This is a genomic window from Actinomyces sp. oral taxon 849 str. F0330 (assembly GCF_000239715.1).
In the GTDB taxonomy this organism is placed as follows: domain Bacteria; phylum Actinomycetota; class Actinomycetes; order Actinomycetales; family Actinomycetaceae; genus Actinomyces; species Actinomyces johnsonii.
In genome coordinates this window covers 270,666-297,563 of record NZ_JH470350.1, presented here as the reverse complement: position 1 = coordinate 297,563, position 26,898 = coordinate 270,666, and the positions used below count along the sequence as shown (strand labels likewise).

Genomic DNA, 26,898 nt, shown 5'->3' with positions numbered 1-26,898 from the left:
AGCCGACGGTGCTGCTGCGGGGACCGCCGCCGGTGTGGCGGCAGGAGCGGGGGCCTCCGGCGTGGCCGTCGGGGCGGGTGCTGCTGGCCGGGGCCGCCGGACGGGGAGCCGATGATGGCCAGGACGGTGCCGACCTCCACGGTCTCGTCCTCGGGGACGCGGATCTCCAGCAGGACCCCGGATGCGGGGGAGGGGACCTCGGTGTCCACCTTGTCGGTGGCGACCTCCAGCAGGGGCTCGTCGGCCTCGACGGTGTCGCCTACGGCCTTGAGCCAGGAGGAGACCGTCCCCTCGGTGACGGACTCACCCAGAGCGGGCATCTTCACGGACTCTGACATTGCTGTCTTCCTTACTCTCGTCTAGCTGGATCAGCCGTGGTTGTGCAGCGGCTTGCCGGCGAGGGCCATGGCGGCCTCGCCGAGGGTCTCGTTTTGGGTGGGGTGGGCGTGGACCAGGGAGGCGACGTCGTCGGCGTCGGCCTCCCAGGACACCATGAGCTGGCCCTCTCCGACCTGCTCCCCCATACGGGCGCCGATGGCGTGGAAGCCCACGATGGGGCCGTCCTTGAGGGAGACGAGTTTGACGAAGCCCTGGGTCCCCAGGATCTGGCTCTTGGCGTTGCCGGCCACGTTGAACTCAGCGGTGGTGATGTTGTCCTTGCCGTGGATCTCGGCGGCCTTCGCCTCGGACAGTCCCACCGAGGCGATCTCGGGCTCGCAGAAGGTGACCTTGGGGACCAGGACGTCGTCGACCGGGGTCGGGTCCAGGCCCGCGATCTTCTCCGCCACGACGATGCCCTGGGCGAAGCCGCGGTGGGCGAGCTGGACGCCGGGGACGATGTCGCCCACGGCCCACACGCCGGGGACGTTGGTGCGGCCGTACTCGTCGGCCAGGACGAAGCCGCGGTCCATGGCGACCCCGACCTCCTCGTATCCCAGGTTAGCCGTGGCCGGTCCGCGGCCCACGGCGATGAGCAGGACCTCGGCCTCGTGGGTCTTGCCGTCCTGGGTGCGTACGGTCACGCCGCCGTCGTGGCGCTCGACCGACTCGAACATCGTGTTGGTGCGGAAGGTGATTTTGCGCTTGCGGAAGGCGCGCTCGAGCTGCTTGGAGATCGCCTCGTCCTCGTTGGGGACCAGGTGAGGGAGCCCCTCGATGATGGTGACCCGGCTGCCCATGGAGGCCCACGCCGAGGCGAACTCCACCCCGATGACGCCCCCGCCCAGGATCACGGCGGAGGCGGGGACGTGGTCCATCTCCAGCGCCTCCTCGGAGGTGATGACGCCTCCAGAGATCGCCTGCCCGATGGTCTTGGAGTAGGAGCCGGAGGCGAGGACCACGTTGCGGCCGGTGATGCGACGGCCGTCAACCTCGACGGCGTCCGCGGCCACCAGGCGCCCCCAGCCCTGGATCAGGTCAATGCCCCGTGAGGAGACCAGGCCCTCAAGGCCCTTGTGCATCCGCGAGACGATGCCGTTCTTGTAGTTCTGGACGCCCGGCATGTCGACGCCCTCGAAGGCTGCCCTGATGCCGACCGTGGCGGCCTCGCGCACGGCGTCGGCGGTCTCGGCGGCGTGCAGCAGGGCCTTGGTGGGCACGCAGCCGCGGTGAAGGCAGGTGCCCCCCAGCTTGTCGGCCTCGATGAGGGCGACCTTGAGGCCCAGCTGGGCGCCTCGCAGGGCGGCGGCGTAGCCCCCTGATCCCGCGCCCAGAATGACCATGTCGTAGACGGTCTCTGTCACGAACTCACTCCTTGTTGATTGGTCACGACGCCCTCATGGGGCGGCTCGGCACGGAGTCATTGTTCCACCTGAAGAGGGCGTGCAGGAGTCAGAGGGATTGCTGTTTAGGGACTAGAGTCCTGAAAACGGAGTGATACCCATCACCATGTGCGGGTCGTGTCTGCAACGAGCCCCGCCGTTGACCGCGACCGTGACTGCGCTGACTCGTTGCAGACACGCAAGAGGCTCAGGAAAGGATGCTGACCTCGGCGGATAGTGAACGGAGCAGCTCCACCAGTGTGGAGACTCCCATCCCGGTGCCTCCGGTGGGCGTCAGCCCCCAGGGTGAGGAGTCGTTGTAAGCGGGTCCGGCGATGTCGAGGTGCGCCCATGGCCGACGTCCGACGAACTCGCGCAGGAACAGGCCGGCCGACAGCATCCCTCCGGCGCGGGAACCGACCTTGGTATTGCGCAGATCGGCGAAGGGCGAGTCCAGGGTGGCACGCAGGTGCGCTGGCAGCGGCATCGGCCAGAAGGACTCTCCCGCCCGCTGGGCCGCGGCTACGACCTCCTCGCGAAGGTCAGGTGTTCCCATGACGGCGGCCACATGGTCTCCCAGTGCCACGATCTGAGCACCGGTGAGAGTGGCCACGTCCAGGACGGCGTCGGGCTCCTCCGTGACGGCCCTGGCCAGGGCGTCGGCCATGACCAACCGGCCCTCGGCGTCGGTGTTCGTCACCTCCACGGTCGTGCCGTCGAACATCGTGATGATGTCGCTGGGGCGCTGGGCGTCGGCGCCCGGCATATTCTCGGCGAGCGCCAGCCAGGCGGTCACGCGGATCGGCAGAGCCAGGCGCGCGGCCGTGATGACGGCTCCCAGCACGGTGGCGGCGCCCGCCATGTCGGACTTCATCTCGGGCATGGAGGCGGCCGGTTTGAGGGACAGGCCCCCGGAGTCGAAGGTGATTCCCTTACCGATGAGTGCGACGTGCTTGGGGCGGGGCGCGTCATTGTCTCCTTCGGTCTCTGAGAGTGTCTGGTTCGCAGCGCCCTCGCCGGACTGCGGGGGCGCCCACTCCAGGCGGACCAGTCGCGCCGGGTGCACCGAGCCCTGCGCCACACCGAGGATCCCACCGAATCCTTGCTCGATCAGTGCTGGGGCGTCCCAGACCTCGACGTTGATCCCGGCCTCCTGCCCGGCCTCGCGGGCCCTGTCGGCGAAGACCTCCGGCGTCAGGCGGTTGGGCGGCTCGTTGACGAGGTCTCGGGTCAGCGCGGTGGCCTCGGCCAGTGCCAGGGCGCCGGTCAGAGCCGCCTGCCCCTCGGGCGTGTCCGAAAGAGATGAGACGATGGAGATGTCCTTCAACGGGGCGGCCTGTTTGGAGGAGGACTCCCGCCCCGGGCGGTTCCCGTTCTCCGTCGCCTTCCAGGAGTAGGCGCCCAGAGCGGCTCCGTGAGCGACGGCGGCGAGCTGCGCCTCCGAGAGAGCGGGCAGCGCCAGGACCGCGGAGCCGGTTCCGACCAGTTCCCTGGTGGCGCGTCCGGCGGCCCGGCGCAGCAGACCCGTCTGGTCGTGTCCCAGAGCGGCCTCGTCGTCGGTGGTGACGGCCAGGGGATCGGTGTCGGCCCAGCCCGTTCCGACGCCGACGACGAGGATCGTCGCCGGACCGTGGTACTTCGTGGTGCTCACCGACGACGCCGGTAGGCGCACCACGGAGTCCTGGGCGCCGGAAAAGCCCAGTGAGGGCAGCAGGGCGGCGAGCGCGTCGATGTCCAGGTCCTCCAGCGCGCTGCTGGAGGGAGGCACAAGGCCCTCTAGAAGGATCTCGGGCGCCTCGGCCCCATCCCTGCCCGGTGCTGCGGCCAGGACGAGCACGTCGGCCGCCGGCTCAGCGCCGGAGGAGGCTCCGGTGTCCTCATCGGCGTCCGCGTCCTGGTCGCCATCGGCGTCCTTGGCGCTGTCCGCCTTCTGATCGGCCTCCTGCTCCACGTCCGAGGAACCGGTCTCCGGCGCCTCGGCCCGATCCTGTGCGTCGGCGGGGGCGGAGTCCTCGGCGGACCGGGCCTCATCGACCGTGTCGACCTCGGCCTGATTGCTGAGGTCGGTATCCTTGCGGTCATCGTCCACCGAGGCGTGTGCGTTCAGGGAATTGGTCAACTTAATGGTGCTCACGTTGTGAATAGTAACGTTCTGGCATTGGTTAGAGGCTGAGTTGGCGCCGCGCGTGCCGGAGGTCATCACGTGGAAAGGTCGTTCCTTATGGACGAGCGCTCATCGGTACGCCCGGTTCAGGACACCCGCCGCCCCGCCTACGGATGGGGGCGCATCCTGGTCGGCGTCTTCGCCGTCTTCGGTGCGATAGTTCTCATCCCCTCCATGGTCTCGCTGGTGCGGAATCCCACCGAGGCGCCGGCTGTGTGGGCTTTCAATCTGTTGGGAGGCGGGTTGTACATCCTCCTGGCCGTGTGCGTGGCCCACAATGGGCGACGGATGCGCAACATCGGCTGGATGTGCCTGGGAGCGCTGGCCACGATGGCGGTGCTCATCGGTGTCCTGACCATGACCGAGGCCCCTTCCACGACTGCGGACCTCAGCGCGTCGGTGTGGGCGCATTGGGGCGGTTCCAGGTGGTATCTCCCGGCGATCCTGCCGGTCGTGGCCGCCGCATGGATGTGGATGTCCGATCCTCGGCGCATCGTGGCCAACGCCGAACGCATCACAGAGCTGTCCGACACCCTCACCGAGAGTTTCACCGAGAAGGCCCGAGCAGTCCAGGAGGGCCGCGCTCTCAAGAGCTCCCGGACCAGTGAGGCGGCATCCCCGGAAACGCCCGCGAACGGGACCGTCCCGCGCGACATGAAGCAGTGAACCGACAAGGCATCCGGCGCCTCGGTTGAGGGCAGATGTGCGTCACCGGCGCCTGGAGCGGCGCGAGCTGCGTGAGCTGATCCGGCTGATTCTGCTGATCCTGCGCCGGGGGACGGGGCAGGCACGCCACCTGTCCTGGAGACGCGAGCCCAATGAGGTGTACGTCGCCGCTGCGGCGCGAGCCCGGGCCTGGACCTCGTAGATCCGCTCGACGACAATCCGCTGGCACACCCAACCCACCAGCTGCTCGCCGCTGGAGTCCGACGCCCGGTTGCTCACCACAGGCAGCCCCTCCAGATCGGTTCGGGTCAGGGCCTCGAGCACATCGGTGGCCTCCGCCTCGCGACTCAGTCGGTCGGGGACCAGGGGCAGGCCCGCCACCGTCGGTACGGGTCGGGAGTCATCGTCGGCTTGGTCGGCCTGGTCGACCTCGTCGGGCTTGCCGTTCAGGAGCGCTCCGGCCAGTTGCGCGGCTGTCACGCAGCCGAGCAGCTCCAAGGCCTCCCCGGTTCTCGTCCTGACCACGGGTAGGACCGAGGCGCTGTGCCGGCTCATGAGAGCGGCGGCCTCACGCACCGTCATCGTGTCCTCCACTACGGCAGGCGGTTCCACCATGAGCTTCGAGGCGTGGGTGCGCCCCAGAAGGGTGGTGGTCATCGGATCCTCGACGTCTTCACCGCGACGGCGCAGCTCCTCGGTGAACAATGTGCCGCGCGACAGGAAACGGCTGGTGAAGGTGGCCAGCACCGTGGTCAGCATGAGGGGCAGCAACAGCGCGTGCTGGCCGGTCATCTCGATGATGAGCAGCACCGCCGTCATCGGGGCGCGAGCCGCGCCGGCGAAAACCGCGCCCATTCCGAGCACCCCAAAGACCCCTGCCGCCGGGGCGTAGCTGGGCGCCACCAGGGTGCCGAAGGCCGCACCGAGTGTTCCGCCGATGAACAGGGACGGGGCGAACACCCCGCCGACGAATCCCATCCCCAGCGTCAACGAGGTCGCCAGCATCTTGCCCACGCACAGCACCAGTAACAGGGACAGGGCGTAGCGGCCTGCCAGCGCCCGGTTGAGCGCCGCAGAGGACTCCCCGTACATCTCGGGCAGGATTAGCAGGACGGCGCCGACGGCCAGACCGCCGATACCGGGGCGTGCCCAGATCGGGATTCCCAGTCGCTGCCAGGCGCGGGTCAGGGCGTCGAGCACGATGAAGCGAAGGCGCATGAAACCGATGCCGACGCCCCCGCCCGCCACTCCCAGGAGGGCGACCCACCCCAGCTGGGCGTCCCCGGACAGGTCCAGGTAGGGCAGGGACAGTGACAGAGTCGTTCCCAGAAGATGGTGCGACAGGACTGTCGAGGCTACGCAGGACAGGACGATGACGATGAAGGCGTCGGCGCTGAAGCCCATGAGGACCACTTCCAGGGCGAAGAAGGCGCCCGCCAGCGGGGCATTGAAAGCCGCGGCGATCCCGGCGGCGGTGCCGGCGGCCGCCAGGTAGCGCACCGGGAGCTTCGGCAGGTGCAGCCCCCGTCCGATGATGTTCGCCGTGGACGCGCCCAGCTCCGCGATCGGCCCCTCCGGTCCCACAGAGCCTCCGCCGCCGATCGTCAGAGCCGACGACGTCGTCATCGCTAGAGCCGCGAGCGGCGCCATCGTGCCGTCCCCGTGGCGCGTCGACCAGATGACCCCGGCCACCCCATGACCGGTGGGAGTACGGCCCAGCCGCGACATGAGCGGACCGACGATGATCCCCGAGAGCACGGGCGCCACCAGGACGAACCAGGTGCCGAGCGCCGCCAGCGATCCGACCGAGGGCCCCATCGATACGGTGTAGTCGTCGGCCCCGCTCAGCAGCCGGGACCAGGCATCGATCCCCAGCCGGAACAGGACCGCCCCCAGACCCGAGGCCAGCCCCACCAGCACCGCCAGGGTGTAGAGCCCGAGGCGATGATGACGGAAGAGGCTGCCCGCGCGCCTTGACAGGGGCTGGGACAGCCTCTTCCAGGCATGATCCATCAGCGCAGGTTCTCCACTTTGACCATGAAGGTGTCCTCCTCGCTGCGCCGCTCGGCCTCGGGGCAGGAACCACCGATGTTCCACACCTGGCGGTAGAAGCTCAGCTCGGCCTCATAACGGCGCCGGATGTTCGCGGCCAGGCGGAAGCCATGGCCCTCGCCCTGGAAGACCTCCAGGGCCACCGGAGCTCCTGCCGCCTTGAGGGCCTCGTACATCGCGGTGGCCTGCTCTGCCGGGACGATCGGGTCCTCCGAGCCCTGGATGAGCAGCAGCGGGACGCCGATGTTCTCGATGTGGTTGATGGGGCTGCGTTCGTCCAGGACCGGATCGTCGATGTCCTGGGTCCCCATGAGCTGGCCGATGTAGTGCGACTCGAACTTGTGGGTCGTGCGCACCAGCCTCTTGAGGTCGGTCACCCCGAAGCACGAACTGGCCGCCGTGAACACCGAGGAGCGGGTGATGGCCGACAGCACCGTGAAGCCCCCGGCCGACCCACCGCGGATCGCGATGCGGCGCGGATCCACGAGCCCGGCGTCCACGAGGTGCTGGGCGCCGCTGACGCAGTCGTCGACGTCGTAGATGCCCCACTTGCCCTCCAGGGCCTTGCGGTAGCCGGTGCCGTAGCCCATGGAGCCGCGGTAGTTGACGTCGAGATAGGCGAAGCCCCGACTGGTCCAGTATTGGATGCGCAGGTCGTAGCCGGGCACGGCCGTCGCCGTCGGGCCGCCGTGGACGTTGACGATGAGGGGCGGCAGTTCGCCCTCGCTTCCCACATGGGAGGCCGATGTCGGCGGGTAGTAGAAGCCGTGAGCGCTCGCGCCGTCGCTCGTGGGCCAGGACACCGGGTCGGGGAAGGAGACCCCGATGTCCTCGGGCTCGAACTCGCCCGAGCCGCGCAGCACCTGCACCGTGCCGTTCTTGACCTCCACGATGCTCGGCATCGCCATCTCGTTGGAGGCCAGCATGACGACGCGACCGGCGCTGGAGGCCACGTTGCCGATCGGCTGCCAGCCCACATTCCACTCCTCGAGCTCGCCGTTGGCGAGCCTGATGGTCCCCAGGTGCGACACCGCGTCCCGGGCCCAGGAGGTGATGATGTGCTCGGCGTCGAGCACGTCGAAGGAGTGCGGACCCAGCTGCCAGGCGGGGTTGGTGAAGGTGGCCTCGGCCGGGTGCAGTGGTCGGGTTCGCAGTTTCTCCGACCAGGCCGGGCGGTTGGTGCCCCGCACCGGGAAACCCTCGGTGCGGTAGAGGTTCCAGAAGCCCGAGGCGTTCGATCCGTGAACCAGCTCGCACTCCTCGGTCCAGCGCGGCTCGGAGACCGAGTGCCCGTCCCCGCCATCCACCAGGGCCTGTTCCCCGATCGACCCGTCCGGGCCCAGGTCACCCACGTGCAGGGAGGCGTTGTCCCACGGCATCCCCGGGTGGTCCCAGGTGATCCAGGCCAGGTGCTCGCCGTCGGGGGACAGCGTTGGGGCGACGACGAAGTCCGTCCCCGACACCAGCGTGCGCACGCGCGAGTCGTCGCGGGCCGCCGAACCGTCTAGGGGAATCGCCACCAGGGTGTTGACGGCCTCGCCCTCGCCGCGGTGGTCCTCGCGGACGGCGTAGACCAGGCCCCTGCCCGTGTCGATCTCCAGGTCGCCGTGACGCACGTCCCCGTAGATCGTCAGCGGGACCAGGCCGCGCAGGCGATGGGCCACGTCATACCGGTACAGGCGCCCGTCCCCAGCGTGGGAGACCACGATGATCCCCCCGTCGACCGCATAGGCCTTCCCGCCGTACTCGTGTACCCGGGTGCGCACGTCGACCAGCTCGTCGGCCGGTGTCAGCGGAAGCACCTCACCGGTCTGCCCGTCGCCGTCACGGCGCAGCAGGACATTGCGCCCGGCCTGCGAGGCGCGCTGTTCCACCCAGTAGGTGTCGCCGCCATCGACGCGGACCTGCGAGAGCAGGACCGTACGGGTCGTGATCGTGCCTGGAGTAATGGGCGAGGGCCAGGTGCCGAAAGGGGCTGTGGTGCTCATGGTTCCTCCTGGAGGGCTGTCCTGAGGGCGATCGGGCGTTCGGGAGCGACGCCGTGGACCGGCGGGCGCGAACGGTTCCGACGGTCAGGGGATACAGTACGTGCTTATCCGTGACCAGCGTGACACGTGACCGTGAGCGGGCTGGGACGGCCCTATGCTGAGGATCGCCCCTCGGGGCGCCCTGGACTGTCCGAGACCGTCGTAGGGCGGCGATCTCGGAACAATACGCCATGGAGGCATCTCCGCCGGTACAATGGCTACTCTTTCCCGGGTGCCGCGCCGGCGCCCTCGCCAACCTGGTCGTCAACGACGCAGCGCCAGCGCCGCACGGACGACCCGCCATCATCACCTTCACCTTCGACAAGGAGGCGCACCGTGCCAGCAGCTGAGCATACTGGTCGGCCCGCCGAACAGGCCGGCGGAGTGCTCCTGCCCTCTGTGCGAAAGCCCGCCGACCTCAATCGGCTCACCAGCGACGAGCTGGTGGCGCTCGCCGCGGAGATCCGCCGCCACCTCGTCGCCTCCGTCGCCCGCACCGGCGGTCATCTGGGCCCCAACCTCGGCGTCGTCGAGCTGACGATCGCCCTGCATCGGACCTTCCGCTCGCCACGGGACACCATCGTCTTCGACACCGGTCACCAGGCCTACGTCCACAAGCTGCTCACCGGTCGGCAGGACTTCTCCCACCTGCGTGAACGCGGCGGGCTGTCCGGCTACCCTTCACGGGCCGAGTCCGTCCACGACGTCGTGGAGAACTCCCACGCCTCCACCTCGCTGTCCTGGGCCGACGGCATTGCCCGCGCCAACCATCTCCAGGGGCTCCAGGATCGCCATGTGGTGGCCGTCATCGGCGACGGCGCCATGACTGGGGGCATGGCCTGGGAGGCCCTGGACAACATCGCCGACTCCTCCGACCGGCACCTGGTCATCGTCGTCAACGACAACGGCCGCTCCTACGCCCCCACCATCGGGGGACTGGCTCACCACCTCGACGCGCTGCGCACCAACCCCGGCTACGAGCGCGTCCTGTCCGGAGTCAAGCGCACGCTCCTGTCCCAGGGAGCGCCCGGTCGAGCCGCCTTCGACGCCCTGCACGGCCTCAAACGGGGGCTCAAGGACGTCCTGGTCCCCTCGGCCTTCTTCGAGGACCTGGGCATCAAGTACACCGGACCGGTCGACGGTCACGACATCACCGCCATCGAGTTCGCCCTGACCCGGGCCCGCCAGTACGCCGAGCCGGTCATCGTCCATGTCATCACCGAGAAGGGGCGCGGATACACCCCGGCCGAGGAGCACGTTCCCGACCGCTTCCATGCCGTGGGCCGGATCCACCCCGAGACCGGGCTGCCGGTCGTGGCCGAGCGCTTCGGGTGGACCTCCGTCTTCGCCGAGGAGATCGTCTCCCTGGCGCGCGGCGACGAGCGGATCGTCGGGGTCACCGCGGCGATGCAGGCCCCGGTGGGCCTCCAGCCCCTGGCCGACACCATGCCTGAGCGTGTCATCGACGTCGGCATCGCCGAGCAGCACGCGCTCACCTTTTCCGCCGGGCTCGCCTTCGCCGGGATGCACCCGGTGGTGGCCCTCTACGCCACCTTCCTCAACCGGGCCTTCGACCAGGTCCTCATGGACGTCGCCCTGCACCGCGCGGGCGTGACAATCGTGCTGGACCGAGCCGGTATCACCGGCACGGACGGAGCCAGTCATAACGGTATGTGGGACATGGCGCTGTTGGCTCACGTACCGGGCCTCCACCTGGCGGCTCCCCGGGACGAGGCGACGCTGCGCGAGGGGCTGCGCCTGGCCGTGAGCGTCAACGACGCCCCCACCGTCGTGCGCTACCCCAAGGGCGCCCTGCCCGAGCCCCTGCCGATCGTGCGCCGCCTCGGGCTGGAGCATCCTGAGAAGAGCCCGTATAACGCAGGCGCCGAGGTGGATACCCCGGCGGGGGAGTCGGTGGGGGAGGCTTCCGCCTTCGACGTCGTCGACGTGCTGCTGGAGAACCTGGGCCCCTCCGAAACCCCCCGGATCCTGCTGGTGGGCGTGGGCGTCATGGCCGCCGAGGCCTGCCGGGCCGCTCGTATCCTCCAGCAGGAGGGCCGGAGCGTCACTGCCGTACACCCGCACTGGGTCATTCCGGCCCCGCGTCCCCTCGTGCGGGCCGCCGCCGAGGCCGACGTCGTCGTGGTGGTCGAGGACGGACTGGTCGACGGAGGTATCGGATCCCAGTTGCGCGACGCCGTCGAGGAGTACCGGGCTTGCCAGTCCACCAAGATCGGTTCGACGGGATCGCCGGTCTTCCGCCGCATCGGGATTCCGCGCCGTTTCATCGACACCGCCACCCGGGCGCAGCTGCTGGAGGACTTCGGTATGCGGGCCGCTGATGTCGCCAGTGCTGCCGGCACTGCGGCCGACGGCTTCGCAGGTGCCCCCGGCGGTCGGGACCTTGGGACCGAATGAGGGCTCCGAGGTGGTGTTCGGAACCTCCCGGAGCGCCCATCCGCGGTGGCGCGATCGATGAAGATTGGGACACCCGTCCTAATTGACTCGGCAGTCCCGGAATCTGGAAGCGCGCCCAGATTCGCTGGATATCGTCGGAGGAAGAGCGGCATTGTTGTCAGGTGATGAACGTCTTTCTGAACGGCAAATTTAGGGACTTATGTCCCAGATCGAATCGACGCCGATTGGCCTGTGAGTCATCACACCGGTGCTTCTTGGGACTAGTGGCCCACAAGACCCTTTCGGAGTTCTAGTCTGATACCGACGGCGCGCCGATGTGCCGCCTCGCCTCACAAGGGCGATCGCAACCGGGTGGCCCTCCGGTCACCCACACGAGGAGGGCACGGATGACCACTGAGGTCACAACATCTGCCACCACGGTGAGCGGCAATGACGCCTGGGAGGGCTTCGTTGCCGGACCGTGGACCGAGGACATTGACGTCCGCGACTTCATCCAGCGCAACTACACCCCCTACGATGGTGACGCCTCGTTCCTCGCCGGCGCCACGGACAAGACCCTGCGCCTGTGGGACACCCTGGAGAAGGACTACCTCTCCGAGGAGCGCAAGGTCCGTATCCTCGACGTCGACACCCACACTCCCGCCGACATTGACGCATTCCCCGCCGGCTACATCAGCGAGGATGACGACGTCATTGTTGGCCTGCAGACGGACTCTCCGCTGCGTCGCGCCATGATGCCCAACGGCGGCTGGCGCATGGTGGAGACCGCCATCAAGGAGGCGGGCAAGGAGGTCGACCCCGAGGTCAAGAAGATCTTCACCCGCTACCGCAAGACCCATAACGACGCGGTCTTCGACATCTACACTCCGCGCATCCGTGCGGCGCGCTCGAGCCACATCATCACCGGTCTGCCCGACGCCTACGGTCGCGGCCGCATCATCGGCGACTACCGCCGTGTGGCGCTCTACGGCGTCGACTTCCTCATCGAGAAGAAGCAGAAGGCTAAGGACTCCGTGGCCGACAAGCCCTTCTCCGAGCACTGGGCCCGCTACCGCGAGGAGCACTCCGAGCAGATCAAGGCGCTCAAGAAGCTCAAGGTCATGGCCGCCTCCTACGGCTACGACATCTCCGGTCCGGCCAAGAACGCCCATGAGGCCGTCCAGTGGACCTACTTCGCCTACCTGGCCTCCGTGAAGTCGCAGGACGGCGCCGCCATGAGCATCGGCCGTCTTTCGGGCTTCCTGGACATCTACTTCGAGCGGGACCTGCGCAATGGCGTCATCGACGAGTCCCGCGCCCAGGAGCTCATTGACAACATCGTCATGAAGCTGCGCATCACGCGCTTCCTGCGCACCATTGACTACGACCAGATCTTCTCCGGCGACCCTTACTGGGCCACCTGGTCCGACGCCGGCTTCGGTGAGGACGGTCGAGCCCTGGTCACCAAGACCTCCTTCCGCCTGCTGCAGACCCTGCGCAACCTCGGCCCCGCCCCGGAGCCCAACATCACGATCTTCTGGGACGAGAACCTGCCGCAGGGCTACAAGGACTTCTGCGCCCTGATCTCGATCACGACCTCCTCCATCCAGTACGAGGCCGATGAGCAGATCCGTGACCACTGGGGCGACGACGCCGCGATCGCCTGCTGCGTGTCCCCGATGCGGGTGGGCAAGCAGATGCAGTTCTTCGGCGCCCGTGTCAACTCCGCCAAAGCCCTGCTCTACGCCATCAACGGCGGTCGCGATGAGATGACCGGTAAACAGGTCGTCACCGGCCTGCCCGGTATCGAGGGCGATGGGCCCCTCGATTTCGACGAGGTGTGGGACAAGTACGAGAAGATGCTGGACTGGGTGGTGGCGACCTACGTTGAGGCCCTCAACATCATCCACTACTGCCATGACCGCTACGCCTACGAGTCCATCGAGATGGCGCTGCACGACTCCGAGATTGTGCGCACCATGGGCTGCGGCATCGCCGGCCTGTCGATCGTGGCCGACTCCCTGGCCGCCATCAAGTACGCCAAGGTCACCCCGGTGCGCGACGAAACCGGCCTGGTGATCGACTACGTCACCGAGGGCGACTTCCCGATCTATGGCAACGACGACGACCGCGCCGACGACATCGCCGCCACCGTGGTCCACACGATCATGTCGAAGATCAAGGCCCAGCCCTTCTACCGCGACGCCATCCCGACCCAGTCGGTGCTGACCATCACCTCCAACGTCGTCTACGGCAAGGCCACCGGCTCCTTCCCTTCGGGTCACCAGAAGGGCACCCCCTTCTCGCCCGGTGCCAACCCGGAGAACGGGATGGACACCCACGGCATGGTCGCCTCGATGCTCAGCGTCGGCAAGCTCGACTATAACGACGCCCTGGACGGGATCTCGCTGACCAACACGATCACCCCGCAGGGGCTGGGCCGCACGCTCGACGAGCGCGTCGCCAACCTCGTGGGCATCCTCGATGCCGGTTTCGTCCCCGACGACTGCGCCGAGATCTGAACCAGTCGTCTCTGCGGCTGATCACCGCGGAAATTCTTCTTCACTCATCCGCAACACCACTTAGAAAGGGGCCACCATGGCCACATACGAAGAGCGCCTCGCCTCCATGAAGGCGCAGCGTCAGGACAACGGCGGCGTCAAGGGCCTGTACCACGCCAACATCAATGTCCTGGACCGCAACACCCTCGAGGACGCGATGGAGCACCCGGAGAACTACCCGAACCTCACGGTCCGCGTTTCCGGCTACGCCGTCAACTTCGTCAAGCTGACTCGCGAGCAGCAGCTTGACGTGCTCCACCGCACTTTCCACGCCCAGGCCTGAGCCCTGGAGCACGGCGAGCGGTCATGACGCAGACCACGACGACCGTGCGCGACGGCGGTCGGGACCAGGACTTCCTGGCTCCGGCCGCCCGTTTGCGCGGGGCGGGTATTGGCGGGCTCGAGGAGCTGACGGATCTTCAGCGCTCGGAGCGGCTGGCCCGGATGCGAGCCGGCGAACTGGGCTCGATCCACTCCTGGGAGCTCGTCACCGCGGTGGATGGTCCCGGCACCCGGATGACGGTCTTCTTCAACGGATGCCCCCTGCGGTGCCTGTACTGCCACAACCCCGACACCTTCCTCATGAAGGACGGAGAGCCGGTCGAGGCCACGGAGCTTCTCCGACGCATGCGCCGTTATCGGGGAGTATTCCGCGCGTCCAAGGGCGGAATCACGCTGTCGGGGGGCGAGGTGCTCATGCAACCCGCCTTCGCGGGCAGACTTCTGGCCGGCGCCAAGAAGATGGGCATCCACACCTGCATCGACACCTCCGGGTTCCTGGGGGCCAATGCCAGCGATGAGATGCTCGACAACATCGACCTCGTTCTGCTCGACGTCAAGAGCGGCGATGAGGAGACCTATAAGAAGGTGACGGGACGCTCCTTGGCGCCGACGATCACTTTCGGCGACCGCCTGGCGGCCAAGGGAATTGAGATCTGGGCCCGGTTCGTCCTGGTCCCGGACCTTACGGATGCCCCCGAGAACGTCCACAACGTGGCCCGCATTATCGAGCGCTGGGGCTCGGTCAGCCGTGTTGAGGTGCTGCCCTTCCACCAGATGGGCACCGACAAGTGGGACGCCCTGGGATTGACGTACCAACTGCGTGACACCAGACCTCCGGAGCCCGAACTCGTGGAGTCCACGCGCGCGATCTTCCGTTCCTACGGTTTCGAGGTTCACTGAGGCTCTTCGGAGCCCCGCTGGTTCAGTCCACCAGCGCAGCTGCGATGCTGGGAGCGGCCTGCTCGACCTGCCATGGCCTGGCGCCCATGGCAGTCAGGCGATCACCGATCTCCTGAGTGCTGGCGCTGCTGGTGCGCCCGGCCTCGATCTCCTCACCGAGGTCCCAGGCCAGGCGGCGCTGGCTGCAAGGCGCCAGGAGAAGCTCCTGGGGGACGCGAATGTCCTCGGAACGGAGCCTGACGGCGCTGCGTACTCGGATGAGCCGATCGGCTGCTTCTGCGTGGTGGCGCTGCCAGGTGCGTGGGTGGGGGAGCTCATCGGGACCCATGGGGGCCCGAGTGGGGGGAAGCTCGTCGTCGGGCAGCTCCAGGGCGCGTTCGATGGCTCGCCACCAGCGCTCTTGGTTCTGGCGCGCCTGGCGGGAAGAGAACTCCTTGAGGGCTGTCATCTTGCGCCGCGACCGGGGGCGGGCGACGGCGGCGGCGATAAGGGCCTGGTGGGACAGAACCTTGGAGGGCGTCCGGTCGAGCTCGGCGGCCAGCTCCTCCCGTGATGTCCACAGCTCGCGCAGGATGGCGAGTGAGCGGGGGGAGCGCACGGCGCTTCCGGCTCGCGGAGTTTTGCGCCACGGGTCTAGCTTGGCGGGCTTGGCCGGCCTGGTTCGCACGTACTCGAACTCCTGCGCGGCCCACTGATCCTTCCCGGCCGCCTCGAGCTCGGCGGCCAGGGCGCACTTGAGATCGATGAGCAGCTCGACGTCGAGGGCCGCATAGATGAGCCAGGAGGCGGGTAGAGGCCGGGTGGACCAGTCGGCTGCCGCATGGTCCTTGGCCAGACGTAGCCCCAGGGTCTCCTCGATCACGGCGCCGAGGCCGACGTGCTGGCGCCCCAGGAGGCGGGCGGCCAGCTCGGTGTCGAACAGGGAGACCGCTGTCAGACCGAGGGCCGCCAGGCAGGGGATGTCCTGATCGGCGGCGTGGAGGATCCACTCGGGGCCGTCGAGAGCGGCGGCCAGCTCGGTCAGCGGGCCGCAGGTGACCGGGTCGATGAGGAAGGTTCCGGCGCCGTCGCGCCGGAGCTGGACGAGGTAGGCGTCCTGTCCGTAACGGAAGCCCGAGGCCCGTTCGGCGTCGACGGCCACGGGGCCCTGTCCGCCGGCAAGGCGATGGGCGACTTTCCTCAGGTCCTCGGGAGTGCCGGTGATCTCCGGCAGCCCGTCCTTGGGACGCGGGTAGTCGACAATGTCGTGGGGTTCGATGGGATGATCCGTCGTCCCGGGGGGTACGGCTGGGCGGGGCACGGCCGAGGAAGCAGATGGGCGGGGCACGGCCGAGGAGCCAGCTGGGCGGGAGGCGCCGGTTATGCGGGTCGTCACCTGGCGACTCCGGCGAGGGTGAGGGGATGGACGGCGGCCGGCTCATGGCCGGAGGCGACCAGGAGGAGCTCGTGCCAGGCGGTCAGGTGGGGGCCGAGCTGTGCGGTCGTGGGGGACCAGGAGGCCCGGATCTCGGCGTGCGCGCAGGAGTCTGTGAGGGTCAGGCCGCCGAAGGTTTCCGACAGGACTCTGGTGACGGTTCCCACCAGTGCCCGGTAGCCGGCGCGGGAGTCCTCAAGGCCGTCGGTGAGCCAGCTCCAGGCTGCGGACTCGAAGACGGGATCCATGCCGACCTCGTCGTCGATGCGGGCACGTGCCTGGATTACGATGCGGAAGTCTCCGTCCCAGGCGTCTTGGCCGTTGGGATCGTACAGAACGACGAAGCGTCCGGTGGCGATGGGGGTGGCGCCCACGGTTTCCACGGTCTCGGCACTCAGCGCGGCGGAGTAGGGGGCGAGCTTCTTGGGCGCGGGAACCTCCTCCATGAGGAGCCCGCGCGGGCGGGGCGCGTCGCGAAGGGACAGGAGCGCTTCCTCGAATCGTTCGGGAATGGCACCTGCCTCGTTCTGGCGCGGCCTACCATTGACAGTCACGGTTGATACGCTAATGCGCTACCGCGTTGGGCAGATGAAGCCACGCCGCTGGGAGGGTTGCATTGTGTCAACGAGATACCTGCCTTTCTGAAAGAACGTGCGTCTGTTGGGTTTCGGTACGGCGGCGGGCGGCGTGTCCTCCGCAGCGTCCGCTGGAGCTTGTCAGCGCCGGGCGATGAGTGTTTGTCCGGGACAAAGGATCGGCGGGACGGCGTCGACCGAGTTCCAGGATAGGAGCACCGTCGTCGCCGCAGGGGCGGGACGATCCTGGTCGGAGAGGTTCGTCGCCACGACGATGTCCTCGTAGGTCACGGTGAGGACGTCGTCGGTCTCGTCGACCTGCGGCCAGGCAGTGCGCTGGGACCAGGCCAGCTTGCGGCGCAGGGCGATCAGCCCCTGGTACCACGCCAGCATGCGGGCGTGCTCGGCCTCGTCCAGCTCCTCCCAGCGCAGGCGCGAGGCCTCGACGGTACCGGGCTCCTGGGGATCCGGGATCTCGTCGGCGTCCCAGCCGAATCCGGCGAACTCCCTGACGCGTCCCTCGCTGACGCTTCGGGCCAGGTCCTCCTCCTCGTGGTCGGTGAAGAACTGGAAGGGGGTGCGCGTTCCCCACTCCTCGCCCATGAAGAGCATTGGCGTATAGGGCGATAGGAGCACCAGGGCGGCGGTGGCCGCCAAGGTGGCGTCGTTGAGGCTGGTCGAGGGGCGATCCCCGACGGCGCGGTTGCCGACCTGGTCGTGGTCGGAGCCGAAGACCACGAACTTGCGGGGGTCGGTGTTCTCGGGTACGGGCGCCCCCCAGTTCCTCTCCCGGAAGGTGGACCAGGTGCCGTTATGGAGGAAGGCCCGTCCGTAGGCCTTGGCCCAGGCCCCGGCCTCGGCGAAGTCGCCGTAGTAGCCCTGGGTCTCTCCGGTGAGCCGGGCGTGTAGGGCGTGGTGAACGTCGTCGGCCCATTGGGCGGTCATGCCCAGGCTCGGTATCTTGGCGGGCGGTTGCTCACCGGTGGGGGTGATGACGCCGACGTCGTTGAGGTCGGCCTCCGCCACCAGGCTCAGGGGGCGGCCGATCTCGGCGGACAGTGCGGCCACGGCGTCGGAGAGCTCGGCCAGGATGTGCGTCTGGGGCGGGTCGGCGGCTGCGGCGTCGTCCTTGATCTCGTGGATGGCATCCAGCCTCAGAGCGTCGATGTGGAAGTCCCGCAGCCAGCGCAGGGCCGAGTCGATGACGAAGGCCCGCACCTGTTTGCTGCCGTCGTGGTCGTAGTTGACGGCCTCGCCCCAGGGCGTGTGGTGGGCGCGGGTGAAGTAGGGGCCGAAGACGCCGAGGTAGTTGCCCGACGGACCCAGGTGGTTGTAGACGACGTCGAGGCACACGCCGATACCAGCATTGTGAGCGGCATCGACGAAGCGGGCCAGGGCGTCGGGGCCGCCGTATGCCTCGTGGACGGCCCACAGGCCCACCCCGTCGTACCCCCAGCCGGCCTTGCCCGGGAAGGCCGCCAGCGGCATGAGCTCGACGATGTCGACACCCAGATCGGCCAGGTGGCCCAGACGGGTGATGGCGGCATCCAGGGTGCCCTCGGGGGTGAAGGTGCCCACGTGAAGCTCGTAGATGACCGAGCCGCGCAGGTCCTTGCCCGCCCAATTCTGGTCGGTCCACTGCCAGGCGTCCGGGTCCACGGTGCGCGAGGGGCCGTGGACTCCGTCGGGCTGCAGGGCGCTGCGAGGGTCGGGGCGATTCGGCGAGCCGTCGACGCGGAAGGCGTAGTCGGTGCCCGGCTCCAGGTCGAGGGGGGCGGTCCACCAGCCGCCCGGGGCGGGGATCATGTCGACCAGGCGGTCCTGGCCCGGCAGGTGCAGCTCGACAGTCTGCGCCGCGGGGGCCCACACGGGCACCCGCGGTCCCACGGGAAGGGCGGGGGAGGTCCAGGTTCGGGGCGTCGGGCTCATGGGGCGGCCTCCTCAGCGGGCTGGACTAACGGGGCGGACTCGGTGGTCGGGGAGGTCTGAGAGGCGACCTTGGCCAGGACGACCACCGGTGCGTCTGCGACCACGTCGGCCAGGGGCTGGTTGCCGCCCTCCACGGTCCCGCCGTGCAGGACATCCTCCCAGGTCCCCTCCGGAAGGACGACGCTCTCCTCGCGCCACCCGCCCAGCTGCTCGAGGCGCTTAGACAGGCGCCTGACGATGACGACGACGTCGGGGACCTCGTCGAGCAGGCGGGCGTAGGCGAAGGCGAAGGATGTGGTGACCGGGATCGCCCGGTAGCCCGACCGGGGCCCGACGAAGGTATCGGGTCTCGAGGCGCGCAGGCGCGCCAGACGGGAGGTGAGGAGAAGCTTGTCCTCGTCGAGGTTGCGGGGGGTGGCACCGGAGTCGAGGCGCTCCAGGAGACTGACGAGGCCGCCGGGTCCGGCGTAGTCGACTGTGCGACGGTTGTCGGGGTCCACCAGAGAGGTGCGGGTGGTCTCGCTGCCCTGGTAGATGTCGCTGACCCCCATCCAGGTCAGGGCGAGCGCCTTGTTGGCCAGGATGGCGGTGCGCACGGCCTTGGCCGTCAGAGTCGCGAAGGCCTCGAGCTCGTGGGAGACCTCCTCATTGGTGAGCAGGTGCGTGGCGTAGTCGGTCAGGGCCTGCTCACGGGGCAGGTCCGGGGCGGTCCAGGTGGTCCAGATCTTCTGTTCCCGGGAGGCCTTGATGAGGTAGGCGCTCAGGCGCTCGGGGTCCATGGGGTCGGCGCTCTCGGGCGCCCAGGTGCCCCACAGCGTCTGCCACAGCAGGTTCTCGCTGCGTCCGTCGAGGTCCAGGGGACGTTCCTGGGCGGTCATGGCGCGCAGGCGATGGACGAGGTCGCTCCACTCATCGGCGTAGGAGGCCAGCACGTCCAGGCGTGCGCGCACGTCCTCGCCGCGCTTGGTGTCGTGGGTGGTGGAGGTGACCATCGTGTCGGGCCAGATGTTCTGGACCCGGTCGGCCCAGGCATGGGCCTCATCGGCACTCAGCGCGAAGCCGGCCGGGTTGCCCCCGACCTCGGTGAGGCTGGTCAGATGGGTCCAGCGGTAGAAGGCCGTGTCCTCCACGCCCTTAGCGGTCACGGCTCCGCACACCTGCTGGAAGCGGATGATGGCCTCGGCGCGCTCCGGGGACTCCGACAGGCCCTCGGACCCGACTGGCTCGCCCAGGAGGATGGCGACCACCAGGTCGAGGGTCTCGCCCTGGTCCGGCTCGAGGCGCTGACGGGCGCGCTCGGCATCGGCATGCAGGACGGCGGCGGTCTCCGGGCCGGGCGGCGTTCCCGGGACGACGTAGACTCGGTACTGGTCGGCGGCCACCAGCAGCTCGACGACACAGGCCCTCAGATCGCGCAACGTGTGGTCGCGCAGACGCACGTCCTGGGACGTCAGGGAGTCCAGAATACGGGCCAGACGGTCGACTTCCGCGGCCAGCGACCCGGCGATCACCTCGCGCTTGGCCTCCTCGACGATGCGGTCGTAGTCCACCGGTGCATCGCCGGTGAGCTCCTGCATGAGCGCACCCAGCCGGGCGGCACCGGCGGGATCCACCTGGAGCTGGTCGATCCTCCAGGCGGCGTCATAGCCGGTGGTCCCGGCCACCGGCCAGGAGGTGGGCAGGGACTCACTGGGGGCGAGGATCTTCTCCGCCGCGATCCACGACCCCCCGGTGGCCTCGGCCAGCTGGGCGAGGTAGCCGCCAGGGTCGGCCAGACCATCGGGATGGTCCACTCGCAGGGCGCCGATGACCCCTGCCCCCATGAGTTCCAGGATGAGGCCATGGCTGCCTGCGAAGACGTCGGGGTTCTCGACCCGGATCGCGGCCAGCGTGCCGACGTCGAAGAAACGTCGGTAGTTGATCTCCTCATCGCCGACCTTCCAGTAGGCCAGCCGGTAGTGCTGGCGCTCGACGAGTACGTGCATCGGCAGGGCCTCGGTGCCCTGGGCGACGGGGAAGGCATGGTCGTAGTAGCGCAGCACCCACTGCTCGCCCAGCTCCTCCTGGCCGGGCACCACCACCTGCTCCAGGGTGAGCTCTTCGTCGGCCAGGACGGCGCCGATGCGCCTGCCCAGGATCGGCATGAGGATGGGCTCGTCCAGGGAGAGATCGAACCAGGCTGCGTAGGGGGAGTCCGGACCCTCGCGCAGCACCGACCACAGGGGCAGGTTGTGCCAGCCGGGAGTGGGCACCGCCATGTGGTTGGGAACGATGTCCACCACGATGCCCATCCCACGGGCACCGGCCGCAGCGGCCAGGGACTCCAGTCGGGCGCGTCCGCCCATGACGGAGCTGATCCGGCGATGGTCGACGACGTCGTAGCCGTGGGTGGAGCCCGGTGCGGCCGCCAGGACAGGGGAGAGGTAGAGGTCAGTAACCCCGAGGTCGGACAGGTAAGGGACCAGTTCCTCGACGTCGGCGAAGGTGAGATCCGCTCCCAGCTGGAGACGATAGGTGGTCACCGGGGTACGGTGCTCAGGGGCCGGCACGTGCCCCGACCAGGGGGCGTAGGCGGGGGTTTCCGCCGAGTCCACGGAAACCGCCGAAGCGGCCCTATCCGCTGAATCCACTGCTGCGTCCACTGCGTCGGTCATCTGACTTCCTGAGTTCGTCTGGTGCACCCCGTGCGGTGCGTTGTCGTCCGGCCGTATCGGTTTACGCCGACCCCTAGCGCTGGAGCCTCTCGGTCGTGGCGGCGGACTCGGGAGCGTCCATGAGGAAGAGCATCGAACGGGCCTCAACAGTGACTGTGTCGTCCGCGGCCAGCACCGGGTCGGAGTCCCCATCCACTGCCGGAGCCGTGTCCAGAGCGACCTTCCAGGTGGGGGAGTAGCCCTCGCCCGGGAGGGTGAAGGTGATGTCCTCGTCGGAGGCGTTGATGAGGACGAGGAAGGAGTTGTCCACGATCCTCTGGCCGCGCTCATCGGGTTCGGCGATCGCCTCGCCGTTGAGGAAGACCATCATGGCGCGGGCGTACCAGGTGGTCCAGTCCTGGTCGGTCATCGACTCCCCGGCAGGAGTGAGCCATTCGATCTCGCCGAGCTCGCTTTCGCCTCCGCGCCCGGCATCGCCAGTGAAGAAGCGCCGACGCCGCAGCACCGGATGGTCCCGACGCAGCCACATGATCGTGCGAGTGAACTCCAGCAGGTCGTTGTCCTGCTCATCGAGATCCCAGTCGATCCAGGAGATCTCGTTGTCCTGGCAGTAGGCGTTGTTGTTGCCTCTCTGGGTGCGCCCCAACTCGTCGCCGTGACAGATCATGGGGACGCCCTGGCTGAACAGGATGGTGGCCAGGAAGTTGCGGGTCTGACGATGACGCAGCTCCGTGATAGCCGGGTCCTCGGTGGGCCCCTCGGCGCCGCAGTTCCAGGAGCGGTTGTTGTTGCTGCCGTCGGCGTTGCCCTCGAGGTTGGCCTCGTTGTGCTTCTCGTTGTAGGAGACCAGGTCGTGCATCGTGAAGCCGTCGTGGGCGGTGACAAAGTTGATGCTGGCTACCGGGGTGCGCCCTGCGTGCTGATAGAGATCGGAGGATCCGGTGATGCGGGAGGCGAACTCGCCCAGCGTGGAGGGCTCCCCGCGCCAGAAGTCGCGCACGGTGTCGCGGTACTTCCCATTCCACTCGCTCCACAGGGCCGGGAAACCGCCCACGTTGTAGCCGCCGTCGCCCACGTCCCAGGGCTCGGCGATGAGCTTGACCTGGGAGAGCACGGGGTCCTGGTGGATGATGTCGAAGAAGGCGCTGAGCTTGTCGACCTCGTGGAACTGCCGGGCCAGGGTGGAGGCCAGGTCGAAGCGGAACCCGTCCACGTGCATCTCGGTGACCCAATACCGCAGCGAGTCCATGATGAGCTGGAGAACCGCCGGTGAGCGCATGAGCAGCGAGTTGCCGGTGCCGGTGGTGTCGAAGTAGTGGGCCGGAGAGCCATCGACGAGCCGGTAGTAGGAGCTGTTGTCGATGCCCCGGAAGGACAGGGTGGGGCCCAGGTGGTTGCCCTCAGCCGTGTGGTTGTAGACCACGTCCAGGATCACTTCGATGCCCTCCTCGTGGAAGGCCTTGACCATGGACTTGAACTCCTGGACCTGCTGCCCCTCGGTGCCGTAGGCGGCGTAGGTGTTGTGCGGGGCGAAGAAACCGATCGTGTTGTAGCCCCAGTAGTTCGACAGTCCCTTCTCCTGCAGGTGGGTGTCGTTGACGAACTGGTGGACCGGCATGAGCTCGATCGCAGTGACGCCCAGAGTCTTGAGGTGCTCGATGACGGCGGGCTGGGCCAGGCCCGCATAGGTGCCCCGCAGGTTCTCGGGGACTAGCGGGTGCAGCTGGGTCATGCCCTTAACGTGGGCCTCGTAGATGATCGTCTCGTGGTACTCGTGCCCCGGTGGGCGGTCGTGGCCCCAGTCGAAGTAGGGGGTGATGACCACCGAACGCATGGTGTGACCGGCCGAGTCCTCCTCGTTGCGCTCCTCCGGGTTGTCGAAGGAGTAGGAGTACAGCGTCTGGGACGGGGTCACCTCGCCGAAGATTGCCTTGGCGTACGGGTCCAGCAGCAGCTTGGAGGGGTCGCAGCGGTGCCCGGAGGCCGGGTCGTAGGGGCCCGCCACCCGGTAGCCGTACTTCTGGCCCGGCGAGATCCCGGGCAGATAGGCGTGCCAGACGTCGCCGTCGACCTCCTCGAGGGCCACTCGTTCCTCGTTCCCGTCGGCGTCGAACAGACACAGCTCGACGCCGCTGGCCGCCGAGGAGTAGAGGGCGAAGTTGGTTCCTGAGCCGTCGTAGGTCGCCCCGAGCGGATAGGGGTGGCCGGGCCAGATCTGGCGCTGCGGAGAATCCTGAGGTTCCTGAGTGGCCCGGGGCGTCGGTGTCGTCGGCGTGGTCATAGGGACAACCCTGCCACGACTGAGGTGTGAAGGCAGGCGTGTGGGAGAAAGACATGTCACGTCGCTCCGCCGCGCGCCGATGAGAGCCCGCCCGCGTCCGTGCGCTCCTCGCCCGTCTCCCCTCAGGGCCTTCCTATTTCGCTCACAGGTGTCTCCTTGGGCGTGAGACACCTCATGGAGATCCGATGACGGGATGGTTTTGCCTCCGGGGGATACCTCTGCTAACTTTCTTCCCGCACCCCACAAGGGTGTGACGCGGATGTGGCTCAGTTGGTAGAGCATCACCTTGCCAAGGTGAGGGTCGCGGGTTCGAGTCCCGTCATCCGCTCGGGCGATTGGCGCAGCGGGAGCGCGCTTCCCTGACACGGAAGAGGTCACTGGTTCGATCCCAGTATCGCCCACCGGAACTGAATGTTTGACCGAGCCCGGAGCGCCCGCTCCGGGCTTATTCCGTATCCCGGGCGACGGGCGTCGTCGTGGGGCTCCCTTGGTGGTGTGCGTCACCGGGAGGTCGAGTGCCCGCTGTCCCGTCGGGACGGGATTCGCCCGGATTCCGGCCGGATCTGCGACGCCGCTCCGCAGTGGCTGGGGCCGACTGCGTCTCTGGATCGCGACCTCGCCGCGACGGTCGGGAACGGGGTGTCCCAGTGTGCTCTACCATCTGGGGAGGAGTTGGTCCCTGCGGCAAGAAACGGATGGTTATGACGGAACGCTTCAGGCACCTGCTGCCCGTGGTCCTCGGCGGCGACATCGGCGCCTACGCCCTGGCTCGGCAGCTTCACGAGGTCACCGGCACGTCGGTGACGGTCGTGGCCTCGGATCCGATCGTGGCGATCTCCGAGTCGACCTACATCACCGTTGTCCACCAGGAGGCCGGGGCTCCACCGGAGCGGACGATTGCGCTCCTGCAGCGGTTGGTCCAGGGACGAGAGCCCCGCAGCGCCGTGCTCATGGCCAACACCGACGCCGCGGCCGCCATGATCTCCGCTCACCGCAGTGATCTCGAGCCCACCTATGTCCTGCCATTCCCGGACATCGACGTACTCGATACCGTTAGCGACAAGGCCTCCTTCTCCCGGCTGTGCGCTGAGGTGGGGGTGCTCACGCCCCGGGAGGTCGTCGTCGACCTGGCCGACCCCGACTGTGAGCCCCCGGCTTCGGCCTCCGAACTCGGCCTGGAGTTCCCACTCGTGGCCAAGGCCGCCATCGGCGCCGACTACGACCGCATCTCCTTCCCCGGCAAGCGCAAGATCTGGTTCATTGACGACGCCGCTGAGCTGGCCGGCATGTGGAAGAGCCTCAAGCAAGCCAGCTACCGCTCCACCTTCCTGGTCCAGGAGTGCATCCCCGGCGACGACACCGCCATGCGCTCGGTGACCGCCTACATGGACTCCACCGGCGAGCTGCGCCTCATCGGCTCGGCGCGAGTTCTCCTGCAGGACCACGCCCCGACCATGATCGGTAACCCGGTCGCCATGATCACCGAGGCCTTCCCCGACCTGTGGGACGCCACGAGCCGTCTGCTGCGCCACGCCGGGTACCGTGGATTCGCCAACCTCGACATCAAGGTGGACCCCCGCGACGGGCGAGAGCTGTTCTTCGAGGTCAACCCCCGTATCGGCCGCAACTCCTTCTACCTGACCGCCGCCGGCGCCAACCCCATGGCTGTCATGCTCAAGGACCTGGTCCTGGACCAGCGCGACGAGCCCGTCGAGGTCACCCGGCAGGTCCTCTACTCCCTGGTTCCCGACGGCGTCATCGCACGCTACGTGTCCGATGAGGCGCTGCGCCGCAAGGCCAAGAGCCTGGGGCGGGGCATCGATCCGCTGCGCGACCCGGCCGAGCGATCGCTTCGCCGGCGCGTCACGATCGAGCTCCAGCGCCTCAACCACTACCGCAAGTTCGCCCGCAACTATCCGCAACGAGTCGACAGGTCCCGCTGAATGCCCGAGAACGAGAACATGCCCGACAGCACCACCCCCGACGCCACGACTGACGCCACGGCCGATACTGCCGCACAGACCCCCGAGAAGGCTCAGACGACTCAGCTGAACGAGAAGGGGCGGAAGGACAGCGAGCCCGAGCAGCCCGAGCAGAAGGTCGACACGACTGACAAGTCTGCCAAGTCTGCCAAGACTGCCAAGACCGACAAACCCAAGGCCTCTCGGCCCACGCACCCTGAGCCGGTGCACTCCACCTCGGACCGCTCCGAGACCTTGCGGCGGGTCGACGGGCGCGAGATGCGCCTGGCCGTGGGCAACAGCCCTTTCCCGGTCGAGCAGACCGAGGCCTGGGAGCGCTTCGAGGAGGCCATGGGGCGTCCCCTGTGGGGGCGCTACCTCTATGAGGACGAGGGCAAGCCCGTAGCCGCCATCGCCCTGTACCGCTACGAGATGGGAGGTCAGACCTTCCTGTGGGCCAAGCACGGTCCGGTCTGGCTCAAGGAGCAGTCGCCCGAGCGTGAGGCGCACCTGCGTCGGCTGCTGCGCGCGGTGGTCAAGGAGCGCGACCGCTCCGTGCGCTTCATCCGCATGCACGCCCGCTACCGCGACACCGACCTGCGAGAGCTGCTGTCCACCATCACCTACGACCGTACCTACGTCATCGACCTGGTGCCCAAGACGCCTGAGAAGATGGCGGCGGTCATGCCCAAGGACGGGCGCCGCGCGGTCAAGCGCGCCGAGCGCGTGGCCCGGGAGGCTGGCTGCACCATCAGCGACGAGACCGGTCTGAGCCGTGAGGAGTTCGACAAGGTCTACGAGGTCCTGCGTGAGACCGCTGAGCGCGACGGCTTCAAGCCTCACGACGCCGAGGTCTACTGGACCATGTTGACGGCCCTGGGGGAGAAGAACGCTCGCCTGTTCGTCCTGCGCAAGGACGGGGTCCCCCACGCCTGGGACCTCATCCTCACCTCCGGCAAGGACTCCGTGGCGTACTACGGCGCCTCCTCCAACGAGTCGCGCACCTTCCGCGGAGCCGAGGCCCTGGACTGGTGGGCCGCCTGCACCCTCGCTCAGGAGGGCTACCGCGGCCTGGACCTCATGGGCGCCGGCTCCACCCGTGTCCCCTCGCTCTACACGGTGGGTCAGTACAAGAAGCGCTACGCCCAGCACGTCACCGAGGTCGACGGCGCCTGGGACGTCCCGGTCTCCCGGGTCATCTACTCCGGGATGGCCACCGCCAAGCGCCTGCGTGACGCACTGCGCGCGCGGCGTGGCTCACGGGAGCACTGAGTC

The 26,898-nt window shown here is 68.2% G+C and carries 18 protein-coding genes and 2 tRNA genes; 10 read left to right on the top strand and 10 right to left on the bottom strand.

The window, feature by feature from the left end; translation table 11 throughout:
• The 3 genes from HMPREF0975_RS14700 to HMPREF0975_RS05160 form a co-directional block, all read right to left on the bottom strand.
• Positions 1 to 338, bottom strand: a 338-nt coding sequence (locus HMPREF0975_RS14700) for a biotin/lipoyl-containing protein (protein ID WP_009233087.1), incomplete at its 3' end; no start/stop codon positions are given.
• Positions 339 to 368: 30 nt separating this feature from the next.
• Positions 369 to 1,742, bottom strand: a complete 1,374-nt coding sequence (lpdA, locus tag HMPREF0975_RS05165; RefSeq protein ID WP_009233086.1) for a dihydrolipoyl dehydrogenase — start codon at positions 1,740 to 1,742, stop codon at positions 369 to 371.
• A 226-nt stretch (positions 1,743 to 1,968) separates the two neighbouring features.
• Positions 1,969 to 3,960 (bottom strand): leucyl aminopeptidase, encoded by a 1,992-nt coding sequence (locus tag HMPREF0975_RS05160; RefSeq protein ID WP_009233085.1) that lies wholly within the window; start codon positions 3,958 to 3,960, stop codon positions 1,969 to 1,971.
• A gap of 21 nt (positions 3,961 to 3,981) precedes the next feature.
• Between HMPREF0975_RS05160 and HMPREF0975_RS05155 the strand changes: the two genes are divergently transcribed.
• Positions 3,982 to 4,590: a hypothetical protein gene (locus tag HMPREF0975_RS05155; protein ID WP_009233084.1), complete on the top strand. Its 609-nt coding sequence runs from the start codon at positions 3,982 to 3,984 to the stop codon at positions 4,588 to 4,590.
• Between the two features lie 42 nt (positions 4,591 to 4,632).
• Here the strand turns inward: HMPREF0975_RS05155 and HMPREF0975_RS05150 are convergent, their stop codons facing one another.
• Positions 4,633 to 6,603 carry a chloride channel protein gene (locus HMPREF0975_RS05150; RefSeq protein WP_009233083.1) on the bottom strand — a complete coding sequence of 657 codons (1,971 nt, stop codon included), beginning with the start codon at positions 6,601 to 6,603 and terminating at the stop codon, positions 4,633 to 4,635.
• Complete coding sequence (locus HMPREF0975_RS05145; RefSeq protein ID WP_009233082.1) at positions 6,603 to 8,630, bottom strand: alpha/beta hydrolase family protein; 2,028 nt, start codon at positions 8,628 to 8,630, stop codon at positions 6,603 to 6,605. Before HMPREF0975_RS05145 ends, HMPREF0975_RS05150 begins: the two co-directional genes overlap by 1 nt.
• Before the next feature lie 230 nt (positions 8,631 to 8,860).
• On the opposite strand from HMPREF0975_RS05145, the gene HMPREF0975_RS15480 reads away from it, so the two are divergent.
• The 5 genes from HMPREF0975_RS15480 (at position 8,861) to pflA (ending at position 14,809) form a co-directional block, all read left to right on the top strand.
• A complete protein-coding gene (locus tag HMPREF0975_RS15480; RefSeq protein WP_009233081.1) occupies positions 8,861 to 9,019 on the top strand; it encodes a hypothetical protein in 159 nt (52 codons plus the stop codon).
• Positions 9,006 to 11,087, top strand: coding sequence for a 1-deoxy-D-xylulose-5-phosphate synthase (gene dxs, locus HMPREF0975_RS05140; RefSeq protein WP_009233080.1), 2,082 nt, complete (start codon positions 9,006 to 9,008; stop codon positions 11,085 to 11,087). Before HMPREF0975_RS15480 ends, dxs begins: the two co-directional genes overlap by 14 nt.
• 386 nt (positions 11,088 to 11,473) lie before the next feature.
• Positions 11,474 to 13,588 (top strand): formate C-acetyltransferase, encoded by a 2,115-nt coding sequence (pflB, locus tag HMPREF0975_RS05135; protein WP_009233079.1) that lies wholly within the window; start codon positions 11,474 to 11,476, stop codon positions 13,586 to 13,588.
• Between the two features lie 76 nt (positions 13,589 to 13,664).
• The gene (gene grcA2, locus HMPREF0975_RS05130) at positions 13,665 to 13,910 is read left to right on the top strand and encodes an autonomous glycyl radical cofactor GrcA2 (protein ID WP_003785767.1); all 246 of its coding nucleotides are present in this window, start codon (positions 13,665 to 13,667) and stop codon (positions 13,908 to 13,910) included.
• A 23-nt stretch (positions 13,911 to 13,933) separates the two neighbouring features.
• A complete protein-coding gene (gene pflA / locus HMPREF0975_RS05125) occupies positions 13,934 to 14,809 on the top strand; it encodes a pyruvate formate-lyase-activating protein (RefSeq protein ID WP_009233078.1) in 876 nt (291 codons plus the stop codon).
• Between the two features lie 22 nt (positions 14,810 to 14,831).
• On the opposite strand, the gene HMPREF0975_RS05120 is transcribed toward pflA, so the two are convergent.
• The 5 genes from HMPREF0975_RS05120 to glgX form a co-directional block, all read right to left on the bottom strand.
• A complete protein-coding gene (locus HMPREF0975_RS05120) occupies positions 14,832 to 16,109 on the bottom strand; it encodes an HRDC domain-containing protein (RefSeq protein ID WP_083840732.1) in 1,278 nt (425 codons plus the stop codon).
• 71 nt (positions 16,110 to 16,180) lie between these two features.
• Positions 16,181 to 16,777: a DUF3000 domain-containing protein gene (locus HMPREF0975_RS05115; RefSeq protein ID WP_009233076.1), complete on the bottom strand. Its 597-nt coding sequence runs from the start codon at positions 16,775 to 16,777 to the stop codon at positions 16,181 to 16,183.
• Between the two features lie 162 nt (positions 16,778 to 16,939).
• Positions 16,940 to 18,727 (bottom strand): malto-oligosyltrehalose trehalohydrolase, encoded by a 1,788-nt coding sequence (gene treZ / locus HMPREF0975_RS05110; RefSeq protein WP_009233075.1) that lies wholly within the window; start codon positions 18,725 to 18,727, stop codon positions 16,940 to 16,942.
• Entirely contained in the window at positions 18,724 to 21,381 is a 2,658-nt protein-coding gene (gene treY / locus HMPREF0975_RS05105; RefSeq protein WP_009233074.1) for a malto-oligosyltrehalose synthase, read from the bottom strand. The genes treZ and treY overlap by 4 nt, the downstream gene beginning before the upstream one ends.
• Positions 21,382 to 21,454: 73 nt before the next feature.
• The gene (glgX, locus tag HMPREF0975_RS05100; protein WP_009233073.1) at positions 21,455 to 23,662 is read right to left on the bottom strand and encodes a glycogen debranching protein GlgX; all 2,208 of its coding nucleotides are present in this window, start codon (positions 23,660 to 23,662) and stop codon (positions 21,455 to 21,457) included.
• A 255-nt stretch (positions 23,663 to 23,917) separates the two neighbouring features.
• Between glgX and HMPREF0975_RS05095 the strand changes: the two genes are divergently transcribed.
• The 4 genes from HMPREF0975_RS05095 (at position 23,918) to HMPREF0975_RS05080 (ending at position 26,895) form a co-directional block, all read left to right on the top strand.
• A tRNA-Gly gene (locus HMPREF0975_RS05095) sits at positions 23,918 to 23,990 on the top strand.
• 1 nt (position 23,991) lies between these two features.
• Positions 23,992 to 24,063: transfer RNA gene (locus tag HMPREF0975_RS05090), tRNA-Val, on the top strand.
• 300 nt (positions 24,064 to 24,363) lie between these two features.
• Complete coding sequence (locus HMPREF0975_RS05085; RefSeq protein WP_009233072.1) at positions 24,364 to 25,605, top strand: carboxylate--amine ligase; 1,242 nt, start codon at positions 24,364 to 24,366, stop codon at positions 25,603 to 25,605.
• Complete coding sequence (locus HMPREF0975_RS05080; RefSeq protein WP_009233071.1) at positions 25,606 to 26,895, top strand: lipid II:glycine glycyltransferase FemX; 1,290 nt, start codon at positions 25,606 to 25,608, stop codon at positions 26,893 to 26,895.
• The last annotated feature ends 3 nt before the right edge of the window (positions 26,896 to 26,898 follow it).